The 12,402-nt window shown below is 42.8% G+C and carries 8 protein-coding genes; 5 read left to right on the top strand and 3 right to left on the bottom strand.

Features of this window, described 5'->3' with window-relative positions:
* Positions 1-807 precede the first annotated feature (807 nt).
* The 5 genes from GGD38_RS22235 to purU all read left to right on the top strand — a co-directional run bounded on the left by GGD38_RS22235 (position 808) and on the right by purU (position 7,667).
* Positions 808-1,149 carry a helix-turn-helix domain-containing protein gene (locus tag GGD38_RS22235; RefSeq protein WP_375301403.1) on the top strand — a complete coding sequence of 114 codons (342 nt, stop codon included), beginning with the start codon at positions 808-810 and terminating at the stop codon, positions 1,147-1,149.
* An 872-nt stretch (positions 1,150-2,021) separates the two neighbouring features.
* Entirely contained in the window at positions 2,022-2,582 is a 561-nt protein-coding gene (locus GGD38_RS22230) for an RNA polymerase sigma-70 factor (RefSeq protein WP_375301402.1), read from the top strand.
* A gap of 69 nt (positions 2,583-2,651) precedes the next feature.
* Entirely contained in the window at positions 2,652-3,695 is a 1,044-nt protein-coding gene (locus GGD38_RS22225; protein ID WP_375301401.1) for a FecR family protein, read from the top strand.
* Positions 3,696-3,720: 25 nt separating this feature from the next.
* Entirely contained in the window at positions 3,721-6,711 is a 2,991-nt protein-coding gene (locus GGD38_RS22220) for a TonB-dependent receptor domain-containing protein (protein WP_375301400.1), read from the top strand.
* 128 nt (positions 6,712-6,839) lie between these two features.
* Complete coding sequence (gene purU / locus GGD38_RS22215) at positions 6,840-7,667, top strand: formyltetrahydrofolate deformylase (protein ID WP_375301399.1); 828 nt, start codon at positions 6,840-6,842, stop codon at positions 7,665-7,667.
* Between the two features lie 227 nt (positions 7,668-7,894).
* On the opposite strand, the gene GGD38_RS22210 is transcribed toward purU, so the two are convergent.
* The 3 genes from GGD38_RS22210 to GGD38_RS22200 all read right to left on the bottom strand — a co-directional run bounded on the left by GGD38_RS22210 (position 7,895) and on the right by GGD38_RS22200 (position 12,352).
* The gene (locus tag GGD38_RS22210) at positions 7,895-8,551 is read right to left on the bottom strand and encodes a YdcF family protein (RefSeq protein ID WP_375301398.1); all 657 of its coding nucleotides are present in this window, start codon (positions 8,549-8,551) and stop codon (positions 7,895-7,897) included.
* Between the two features lie 156 nt (positions 8,552-8,707).
* Complete coding sequence (locus GGD38_RS22205; protein ID WP_375301397.1) at positions 8,708-9,661, bottom strand: ion channel; 954 nt, start codon at positions 9,659-9,661, stop codon at positions 8,708-8,710.
* Between the two features lie 216 nt (positions 9,662-9,877).
* Positions 9,878-12,352: a DUF5686 and carboxypeptidase regulatory-like domain-containing protein gene (locus tag GGD38_RS22200; RefSeq protein WP_375301396.1), complete on the bottom strand. Its 2,475-nt coding sequence runs from the start codon at positions 12,350-12,352 to the stop codon at positions 9,878-9,880.
* Positions 12,353-12,402: the final 50 nt, after the last annotated feature.

The following is a 12,402-nucleotide window of genomic DNA, read 5'->3' as shown; positions in this document are numbered from 1 at the left end:
GCTGTCGCAATTGTCGCTTCCATACCTTTACAAAATTTCACTATTTATTTTCAGGATATATAACAGAAACCAGTAAATGATATCTGGTTAAGGAATAATTACTAGTAATATAACGGCACCGTTATGACAAACTATCATTAATGGTTAACCTGTATATACGGTCACTAAAGGTGTCTAAATATTTTATTTTGAAAATACAGTTTCAAAAAGACCTCCTTATCTTTGTTTTGGCAACACTAATCAGCGAAGTGAGTAAGAATGGTGAGACGAGCAATGTAGCCGATGCACAAACCTTATCTAATGGACCGGATTCAACACATTACGCCACTTCTTCTCTTTTTATCTCTATTTATTATCTCATATGCCTGCGGGCATCTTTGGTGTGCCTTCTCATTTTTTGCATTTATAGTCAATCCGTACAACTGGCAGGTTTCATCAAAATTGATCGATCAACAGCATCTGTTTACAGATGTGAAGCCGGCGGTTTTAGTAAACCGGTTTAAGGTGATCGTACGTTGTACGGAATATGTGCCGGAATGGTTTTTATCGTCACGATGATTTGATCCCGGGCACCCCATGAAACGGCAGCAATAAAACGGATAGCAACAACTCCTCATTACAACATGGTCCCTGCTTTCAGCATGCAGGCGTCATTGCGTGTACTATTGTTCACTGGTTTAATAGTAACCTATGTTTATTTCAGCACGGTGATAGTCACCTGCTGGTGTGCGCATGCATTTTGCCCGGCAAGTGGCAATACCGAGTTAATGGTAAACTACTATTGTTATTTGCTATAAACCTTTTCTTATGAAATTGAAAAAAGAGGACATTGAAAGGATCAGGCTTGCGAGGGATTTGTTAACGAAGAACAGGCGCTATCATATAACCATCAATGATCTCAGTCAACAAACACAACTCAATAGAACGAAACTGCAATTTGGATTCAAGCAGTTGTTTGGCATAAGCATCGACGATTATCGCATTCTGTTGCGAATGGAAAAAGCGAAAGAGTTACTTGAACAAACTGAAAAAAGTGTAAAGGAAATATCATCGCTGGTAGGGTATAAGAGCATGGGAAGTTTTAGTACAATGTTTAAAAAAGTATACAGCAAATCGCCCACCGAATGGCGGAATGGGCTGCACGGTTAAAGGAAACTGAACATAAAAAACCTTGTTCCACAAAGTGCCGTCACTTTGCGCGAGCCCCTGCGTTCTTTGTATAACACTAACAGTATTGAATATGTGTTTATGTGAAATTATATTTTCAATTTGTGCAAATAAAAGAAATGAAGTGTTGTATATTGCAATAGATATTTGAAAGGACGGTTCTCGATACATACATAGTCAGACAGTGATAGCTGCGGTACAAAATTATTGGGTGCTCTAATTGCATCAGCCCTCAAAGCACCATTCATCTACATAGCTAAACAGGCCATAAGTACCGCGCTACACTGCTGAGTTGAAATGTATTTGATTCGTACTCTTTAATTATATAACAGGCATGAATGATTGCAAAAGCGGCCATTCAGCAACCTGTAAAGCTCTTTACAATTGGCTATAGAATGATGATCTGGGCGGCCGGTGGCATTATTATGGTAGGTGGAACGATATTTTGCAGGAGGGTCAGTAACTACACCCACCCTTATAGTGCAGGGCTGAAGAACGAGTCGCTCCCGGTTTTCACCCAATGACCAGGAAATTATAACCCAGGCATTGCCGGCTCCCGGATTCATTTTTAATATTGGGTTTGTTTTTTACTAATTGGCCTTTCTTGATCTATTATAGAAGGTTTTTAACAGTGGCTTGCCCGTACTGCCTTTTCTCTCTAGTAAGGGCACTATAGGTAAGCAATTAATTTCTTGATTTTGAGATTGCGGGATTTTGAGATTTCTTTAAAGGCAGCATAATAACAAATCTCAAAATCTCTAAATCCAGAAATCCCGAAATCAGCAAATTAGATATGGGAATTGTAAATGCGAAAAAGATCATTGTTTCATTCCCATTATTTGTTAATTTCAGTTATGGACCTGCGGGTACTAACTGATGAGATTCTGCTACAACTGCTAAAAGCCGATAACGACCAGGCTTTTAAAGAGATCTATTCCCGCTACTGGAAAGCAATCTTCGAATCTGCTTATCACCGTCTTGCAAATAAGGAAGTGGCCAAAGAACTGGTCCAAAACATATTTCTGCGCATTTGGGAAAAACGGCATACCCTTCAAATCCATCACGTGCACAGCTACCTGCAAACCGCTATTAAAAACAGCATTATTAATTATGTTGAATCTACGCTGGTTCATAAGAAGTACCTGCAACATGTAATGAACGCAAACTCCACCGCTTATAATGGTACCGAATCTACTATCAACTTTCATGAATTATCACAGGCAATAGAAAAAGCCATTGCCATGCTGCCAGAGAAAACCAGGCACGTGTTCCGGCTTAGCCGTTTCGATCATCTGTCAATAAGGGAAATAGCGGCCAACATGAATATTTCAGAAAAAGCCGTTGAATACCATATTACCCAATCGCTCAAAACCTTACGGTTGTACCTGAAAGATTACCTCGATATCGCATTCTGATTTTTTATATCTCAATATTTTTTTTCTACTCGTTTAGGGGTTCGCTGCACTTGCCTGTCTACTACATTTATGGACCGGATTGCTTTTAGGGAATTGTTATTACGATATGCAGGTGGCACAGCTACAACTGATGAGAAAGTGCTGATAGATCATTGGTATGAACTATTGTATAACAACGATTTGCCGGCCCTGAAGCAGGATGAACTGGATGAAATTGAGCAGGAAATGTGGACCTATATAGAAAAAGAAGGTATTATTCCTGGTAATGCGCCTCTTGTATCCATTGATCATAACAAACAGCGCAAACGGCTGTATTATATTTCCGCGGCAGCTGTAGTTATTGCACTGGCAATAACAAGCTGGGCAGTGTTTAGTAATAAGCCCAAAGCATTTTCATACGAACAAAGCAGGCAGCAGAAACATTTATTGGAAAGTATAAACAATACCCTGGCGCCGCAACGTATTGCACTGAATGATGGCAGTTATGTTATACTACAGCCATTTTCGAAGATCGCGTTTTCAAATTTCGATTCAATAAGCCGGGAAGTATATCTTGAAGGAGAGGCTTTTTTTCAGGTGGCCAAAGATGCTAATCGCCCCTTCTTCGTATATACCAACGAACTGGTTACAAAAGTGCTGGGCACCAGCTTTGACGTACAGGCTTTTCCAAACGACAATAACATAAAAGTGCTGGTGCATACCGGTAAAGTAACTGTATACCAACGCAAGAAAGACGAAAGTGAGCAACAATTGGCCAGGTCCAATGCTACTATAATTACCCCCAATCAGCAGGTACTGTTTAACCGGCAGCAGGCCAGTATCATAAAATCAATATCCACACAGCCTCAGGTTGTTTATACCCCTGTTAACAAAAACAAAGATCGGCTTGTATTTACCGATGCACCGGCATCGGATGTTTTTATGAGCATTCAACGGTCGTATGGCATTACCATCGTATATGATGAAGAGCTGTTAAGCCATTGTTCATTCACCGGTGCATTTACCAACGAAACTTTTTATGAGCGTATCGGTCTTGTATGTAAAGCCATAGAGGCCAGCTATGAGCAGGCCGATGGGCAGGTTATCATCACAGGCCATGATTGTGAAAAATAAAACTACTAACCAAAATACATGAATTATGAGAAACATACCATTGCTCACATTCATTACCGCCATGCTTTTTTGCGTTATTGGATATGCAGCACCCGGCCACACCCAGGGTGTGCTCGATCGTGAAGTAACACTGGATATCAAAGAAAAAAAGCTGGCGTATGTATTGACGAAAATTGAAGAGCAAACAAAAGTAATGTTTGTATTCAGTCCAAAACTGATACAAAGCAACCGGCTGGTCACCATCAGCAAGTCAAAAGAAAAATTATCGGTTGTGCTCGATGATCTTTCCAAACAAATGAATATTGAATATGAGGTAGCCGGCGATAAGGTGATCTTAAAACGGCAGCTGACCGATAAGGCGGGAGAGGAAACAGATGCTTCACCTGAATTGGCATTTGTGCCTATAACCGGTAAAATTACCAATGCCAAAGGCGAGCCGCTGAGCGGCGTAAGTGTAGTAGTGAAAAATAAAGCCGGCGGCACTTCTACCAATACCAATGGCGCTTTTACCATCGATGCCAATGAAGGCGATGTGCTTGTTTTATCGATCATTGGTTTTAAAACAAAGGAAGTGACGGTGGGCAGCCAGCACGAACTAAGCATTTCGCTCGATGAAGCAGTTGCCGAGCTCACCACCGTAGTGGTAGGCTCCCGTTCATTAAGGCCAAGGACCAATGTTGAATCGCCGGTGCCGGTTGATGTGATCTCATCAAAAGACCTGCTGGCAACCGGACAAATTGAACCTACACAACAAATACAGTTCACGGCGCCTTCCTTTGTTTCGAACCGGCAAACGGTTGCCGATGGCACCGATCATATTGACCCCGCCTCGTTACGCGGGCTGGGGCCAGATCAGGTATTGGTACTGGTAAATGGAAAGCGCCGATATAATACTGCGTTGGTGAATATCAACGGAACAGTAGGAAAAGGTTCTGTAGGCACCGATCTTAATTCCATTCCCGGTAGCAGCATTGAGCGTATTGAAGTATTGCGCGACGGCGCGGCCTCACAATATGGTTCAGACGCTATTGCCGGTGTTATAAATGTTGTTTTGAAAAAGAAGACCGGCACACAGGTGTTTGCCCATACCGGTGCACAATATGAAGGCGATGGCGCCAGTGTGCAGTTAGGAATTAACCAGGGGTTTAAAGTAGGTAAAGGTGTACTGAATATTACCGGTGAAATAAGGCATCGCCAGCCTACCAACCGGGCTGGTGACTACCTGGGCACCGTGTACACAGCCAATGCAACCCAGGATGAGCAACTGATAGCTCAAAACGGCGGCTGGGACAGAAAGAACAATATGTATATCGGCAATTCAAAACAATTGAACGCCTATGGTGAAGCCAATCTTGAGCTGCCGGTTTCAACCAATACTAAATTCTATGCAACCGGCATGTACAGTTACCGCAAAGGAAAAGCGGCTGGTTTTTATCGTTATCCCAAACAGGCGCCATCGCAGGTTGTGTTGGATTTATACCCACGCGGTTTTCTACCCTATATTGGTTCCGATATCACCGACCGGTCGTTACTGGCAGGTATAAAAGGCAAAACCGCCAATGCCTGGAATTGGGATGTAAGCAGCGTATTCGGCGGCAACCAGTTTAGCTTTGAGGTTACCAATTCAAACAACGCCAGTATGGGAATAAATTCACCTACCGAATTTGAATGTGGTAAACTTCGTTTTCAACAAAGCACTACCAATGTCGACTTCTCAAAAGACTTTGGGTCGCAACTGAAACTATCGTCGTTTAACGTAGCCCTTGGTGCTGAGTTTCGATTAGATATGTATAAGATCACGGCCGGACAGGAAGAATCGTGGAGAAATTACGACGCAACCAAGGCGGGTGGCGCACAGGTGTTCCCTGGTTTTCAACCAGACAATGAAGTAGATGAAAATAGAAATGTGATGAGCACCTATGTAGATATAGAATCGGATATTACCGAAAAATTCCTGGTTAATGTGGCTGGCCGTTTTGAACATTACAGCGATTTTGGAAATGCACTGGCCGGTAAGCTTGCCTTGCGTTACAAAATCATCGATGCATTATCTATTCGTGGCGCCATAAGCAATGGTTTCAGGGCGCCATCCATTCACCAGTATTATTTCAATAATGTAAGTACGCAGTTTCAGCTGGTTGGCGGTTCATTAACGGCCAGTAATACCTTAACGGTTCGCAATAGCGATAAAATTGCAAAAGCACTGGGTATTCCCGACCTGAAAGAAGAAACTTCGGTGAACTACAGCCTTGGTATTACCGCCAAACCCGGCAGAAATGTGTCGTTGACAATAGACGCTTATCGCATAGACATTAAAGACCGCATTCTGTACGCCGGTCCGTTTAGAAGAACGGCAGGCTCAATAGTTGATTCGGTGCTCGACGCGGCGAATATTTCGAACGACGTGCAGGTAGTTCAGGCATTTTCCAACTTTGTTGATACCAAAACACAGGGTATCGATGTGATATTGTCGTTTAGTCCACAGGTTGGCAAGGGTAATCTCGATCTTACCCTGGCAGCCAACGTAAATGAAACAAAGATCAAAAAGATAAAGGGTACCAATAATATCCCCGCTGTTCCGGATGCCAATGGTAATTATTTCTTTTTCGACCGGGCCGAACAATCGCGGGTAGAATTGGCTAACCCCAAAAACAAGGTTGCCCTTTCTGCTAATTACCAAATTAAAAAGTTTGGCATCATGGCCCGTGCAACCCGCTTTGGCAAAGTTTCGTCATGGAATACGAACCCGCAGCTCGATGAAACCTATGAAGCCAAGGTGGTGACCGATGCCAGCATCAGTTACCAGCTAATACCACAGGTTCGGGTAACCATTGGCGCAAATAACCTGTTTGATGTGTATCCCGATAAGCTGAAATGGTTTAGGGAGGGTAATGGCGATAAATCAAATACCTATTATGCCAATACCTCCGACGGCAGGTTCGTGTACAGCCGTAATGCCACCCAGTTTGGAATGAATGGCGGATATTACTACATAAGTCTTTCGGCTAGCTTTTAACACGTGGTCACATGAGAAAATAGGGATTAACCCATCGCAGCAGCGGTGGGTTTCTCTTTTATTACCTTAACCCCTGAAGGGAGAACAAATGCAGAAATGAAGTATCTTGCCCCTTATATAGTTTTTGTATGATCGTTGTTATTCAATGTAAAGACCAGGTTGGACTAGTTGCCGGTATTACCGGTGTGTTGGCAAAAGAGCAATTGAATATTGTTTCATTGCGCGAACACGTTGATAAAATTGAGAACCGCTTTTTTATAAGGGTGCATATTGAGCAGGAAGTTAATGCGGAGGCACTGGAGCAAAAGCTGAAACAGATCCTTCCGCCCGATGCATTTATTAAGGTAAACCCTCAGCCTGAGAAAAAAGTGGTGGTACTGGTAACCAAAGAATATCATTGCCTGGCCGATATCCTTATTCGCAATCATTTTAAAACACTGGGCGCCCAGGTTCAATGTGTCATTGGAAATTATGATACCTTACAGAACATCAGCCAGCGGTTCGATATTCCTTTTTACCAGGTATCGCACGAAGGAAAGGATAAACAGGCATTTGAAGACCAAATAGCCAGTCTCATTGATAAATATGCACCGGATTATATTGTGCTGGCCAAATTCATGCGTATACTTTCGCCTGGCTTTGTTGCAAAATATAGCGGCCATATCATCAATATTCACCACTCGTTCCTGCCGGCTTTTGTAGGCGCCAGTCCGTATAAGCAGGCATTTGAGCGTGGGGTAAAACTAATAGGCGCCACAGCCCATTTTGTAACCAATGAGCTCGATGAAGGGCCTATTATTGCGCAACAGATAATACCGGTAACCCATTCGCATACTTCGGCCGATATGATGAAGGCAGGGAAGGAGATTGAAACGGCGGTGCTGGCTAAAGCGCTCCATTTAGTACTTGAAGATCGGGTTTTCGTGTACAAGAATAAAACTGTTGTGTTTGAATAATTTTAAGTTCTTAGTTCTCAGTTTTTAGTTCATAGTTCACAGTTCGTAGTTGTTCAGTTGTAAGTTTTAGTAGGCTTCGCTTCGCTCGCCAACAACATAGATGACTGGCTTTTGCCAATGGTTTTGGCTACGCTACGCTTCGCCCTTATTTTCAACTAACGAACTTAATAACTGAACAACTGTATTCCCTTTATCAACTGTATCAACTCTATCATCTTATCAACTAACTAAGACTCCCATTTCACCAACTGCCGATCAAACCCCATTGCAACCAGCTCTTCATACGCCGCCCACACATCATCCGGGATCTCCTGGTACACCTGGAAGCCTTTTTCGGGATAAAGCTTTATCCTTTGCAGATCGCCGACCATCATGTTAATGAGTTTCTCCATTGAAATAAGCTCATTGGGATATTCTTCAAAAGTGAGCAGGGGAGAAGTGACAATAAGCTTTTTATGGGGCCAGTGCTTTTTAAAAGTTGCATAGCTGCGGCGTTCCATATATGGCTTTTGAACAACAATAAAACTCTCTACATTCAGTTTTTTCTCCTGCAGTAATTGTTGCGTGAACAGAATGTTTTCGCCGGTATTGGTGCTTTTATTTTCAATAAAGATGGCTTCGCGTGGTACGCCCTTATCGAGGGCAATAGTGGCAAACAGTTCGGCTTCGGTGCCCTTCCACATATCCCTGGTAAGTTTGCCTAATCCCCCTGAAAAAATGATGAAGGGAGCATAGCCCTGCATATACACATCGGCGCCCCTTTCGGCGGTGCGGGTATCCATACTGCCTAATACAAGTATACAATCCGATTTTTCGAGGGTATGATGCAGCTGATGATAGTTCCATAACTTTTTAGCCAGCTTTAGCGCTTCCTGGTTTATCATTATTTGTACGGTTAGGTTAATGCTTGTAAGCAAAGAATTTGCCAACAAAACATATAACGGAATATTTGTAATTAACCCTATGCTCTTAAGCCAGTTTTTTAGTGTAAATCAGCGATCTGTAACTGCTCCCGAATCCGCAGAACTGAGAACTAAAAACTATGAACTGTGAACTTCTTCATGTTTACTTAACTTATGCAATTCCAGTACGGTGCCATTGGCGGTTTCGTGGTACATGGGTATGAATTTGCGGTTATATTCTATTTCATGGTAAGTATATGATGTTCTTTGCTGAACCATATTGCCATACACCTCATTAAAACCACGCACCAGTACGTATATTTCCATATCGGTGCTTTGCAGGTCTTCTTTTGAAAAGCCTGCCAGCGGACTTTCTTCATCAATGGCGTGTACTACCGTCCAGTTCATGGGCATGCTGTCGATCTTGCTGCGTTCAAGTGTAAGGTTGTAATATTTATACTGCGGCTTTCCATTCTCATTAAGCAACATGGCCAGTGTTACCTGAACAATAACATCGGTCAATGCATGGTTTTGCTTGTAACAAACGAATCTGAACATCAGCGCCATTTTATCGCGATACGGTGCTATTACTGCATGATCGCTAAAGGCCAGGTGAGCGCGCGGGCGGGCAAAACGTCCGTAAATAAGACCGGTTGCCAGGGCAAAGGAAAGAAAGCCGCTCATGGCTTCTACGGCCGCTACCAGGTTGGCGGCATCGCCAATGGGATTTACCCGGCCATAACCAACGGTGGTAAAGGTTTCGGTACTGAAAAAATATAGTTCTTTGAATATGCCTACAGGTGTATTGGTAATAAAGCCCGTGAACTGATCGGGGCCAATAAACCAGTAAATTCCTGTATACACCAGGTTTATGCTAAAAAAGAAAACAATAATGGTTACAATGAACTGCCATAAAGGCAACGACAGCATAGTGTAAAATATACTAAACCGGTCCCAAAACGGCCAGCCTTTTTTATGAAGGTTGAAGGTGCCGTCGCGATTGATAAAGCGGCTGCCATTGATAATACCTGTAGTACTGAACCCCGTATCGTTGTTTAACTTGGGAACTGGATTTATTTCTTTGGTGGGCATGAGTTTTCAATATTTACGCAAATGTAAGAAGTAGGAGGTAAGAAGTAAGAGGTAAGAGGTAGGAGGTAGGAAGTAAGAAAAGCCCGAATTTTAAGCAGTCGGAATAAAAACGCGACTTCAGAAGTTAAGACTCTTCATACTTCTTACATCCTACTTCTTACTTCGCTTGACTATTACCAACAAATTTACCACCAGCAATAAATATTCTAAAAAGAATCACCTCCACTTATTCGTCCTCATATCCCAACTGGTAATACCAATTTTAAACTGAACCGGGTTATTGAATTTATTGGCAGCGGAGCCCACTACATATACACCCAGCTTGAATTTACTTAAAGTATTGAATGGCCATTTAAACACCCGCTCAATGCCCGCCCAGGCTTCGGCATAACGTAGTGAGCGTTCAGGCGCATATAGAAAACCGCCACCAGCCACCTCGCGCAACTGAAGTTTTTTGAGAAGGGGAATTTTATTAATAAGGGCCCCATTGAATTCATGCATATAATGCCCCTGGTAAAACCTTTTAAATACCGCAAACGTACTATCAAGCGCCTGGAATGCTTCGTGCGGATTCATAAACAAAATAGGATCGCCCTGGCGTTGCCATTTATAGTCAACCAGCCTCAGGTCTTTTGTATTAAAAAAGCTGCCCGTTCGTATACTGTAGGTGGAAATACCCACCAGGCCCAGTTTTAATTCCTGTTCTAACCCAAACTCCAGGTAATCGAAATTTACTTTACTGGCAAACAAATTGGGCAGGCCTTTGCGCCAGCTAACATAAAAGGTTGGCCATACAGAACCTAAAATGATCTTTTCCTTTGGCTCGCGAATATATTTCTGTCGCGGTGTATACGATAGCCGCACCTTTCCATAACTGGCATTGTAGGCATCAAAGTCAACCGCGTGATTGTTCTCAAGCACATCGCCAAACAAACTATCTACATGCCTGTTGGTTTTATACCCCGCTACCGAACGCCGGAATGCAATATCAAAATCCGTATATAGAAATAAACCGTTAACCAGCTCCAGTTCATGCCCTAGTCCCAGTGAATTATCGAGATAAACATTGCTTCGTTTTATTTGGTTTATCCATGCATCACCAGCATAAATGGCTGCAAACTGACGGCCTGCAGACACCTTAAGAAAACCCCGGTTGAAGGGGTTATACAAATATCTTACAGATAAACTACCATTAATATCCTTGTTGCGAATGCCATAACTAAGGTTAGGATACAACCAAACACCTCTTCTGCTGGTAAATCGTTTGGAATAAAATAACGAAGCCATTATTCGGGTTCCGCCAAATTGAAAGGGCTGAATTAAACCTGGCAACGGGGGTAGCGACCAGTGGCGTTCTTTTTCATGGTCATTGAATTGCTGACCGCTCCATAACCATTTCTTCCAGGTAAGCTTGTTTGTTACGGCATCGAGCGAATCGAGATACGCCCTGGTATGTGTAGCGCGGTAAATACTGTCTTTATAATGTATAAAGCGAACTTCTTTTTCGGTTAATGGTTCGGTACGGTTGCTTTGCCAGAAAGTACTGTCTTTATCATATGCTTCCTGTGTGGTAGAGCTTATTTCAACCCCAAAGTATTTTTTAGGGAATTGCTTGTGCAGTTCGAAGTTCTTATAGGTGGCAGTGGTTATACCTGATTTTGTTGCCTTATTGCTTTTGCTATAATAAGTGAACTGTTGCCGGGTGATCATCCAGGCGGTATCGGAAATAAGATCGAAGTGCTGTTCTACTTCAAAAAAATCGTATTCGGGTAAGTGATAAGAAGGCATTTTTAGCCGGGCATGTAATAACACCCACAAACTATCGGCAATGGTTATTTCGCCTTCCATGGTTGCGTTGCTCACCTGGCGTGGTTTAACGCTGATGACATATACCTTACGGCCATTTTGTTTTTCCGTTCTTATAATTCTAAAACGGTAGGCAATTAATCCGCTGTAACTGATGGGCGAAAGAAAAGGTGTTTCGCTAATGGCTGGCGTTTTAACCAGGTTATTATAAAAATTGAAATCGCCCTCGGTAGTTGTTAAATAGAAAAGTCCATTTGTGTTACCGCGCTTTGTTACACCTAGCCGTTCTTCTTTAATACCCTGCGGCGCTTTATCGAGTTGCAAAACAATTTCAGCCATGGCCATACGGTCGAGCTCGCTGTTCACTGTAAACCTGTTCACTGCTGTATCGGCCTGTGGTTTGTTCTTTTTCTTTGCCTTTACTTTTAGCGAATCTTCCTGTACGGCTTTTATATACACGGTGCAGGAGTAGGGGCCGGCCGCATTTTGAATAGAATCTTTTTTGTGGATCACCTGGCGAATGATCTCTTCAGAACGGTCGCGTACTTTACCTTTTACAACCACTTCCGAAAGCCCCCGGGAGCCATCGGGTTCCATTATAATATTTTGTAAATAGTCGGCCTTTTGAACAGCAATGGTGATCAGTTGCGTTTTGTAACCTACCATACTTATCACCAGGTCGAACTTACCTGCCTCAACCCGTAATTCGTAAGTGCCATCTTCTTTTGACACAACGCCGTGTTTCCATTCCTTTACCTGCACGGTGGCAAAGGCCAATGGCTCTAACCGTGGATTGGTTATTTTTCCATAAATTTTATAGGATTGCCCCCGGGCTAAAGAAAATGAAAGTAGTATAAGGGTGATAGATAGTAGAATTCGGTTCATGCAGGCTAGTTGGTGGGTTAAAATACATTGTTCCTGCATGAACCGAAAGT

It is taken from the genome of Niastella sp. OAS944 (genome assembly GCA_024809215.1).
GTDB lineage: Bacteria > Bacteroidota > Bacteroidia > Chitinophagales > Chitinophagaceae > Niastella.
The sequence above is the reverse complement of the archived record's forward strand: the minus strand, read 5'-3'. Positions and strand labels throughout refer to the sequence as shown.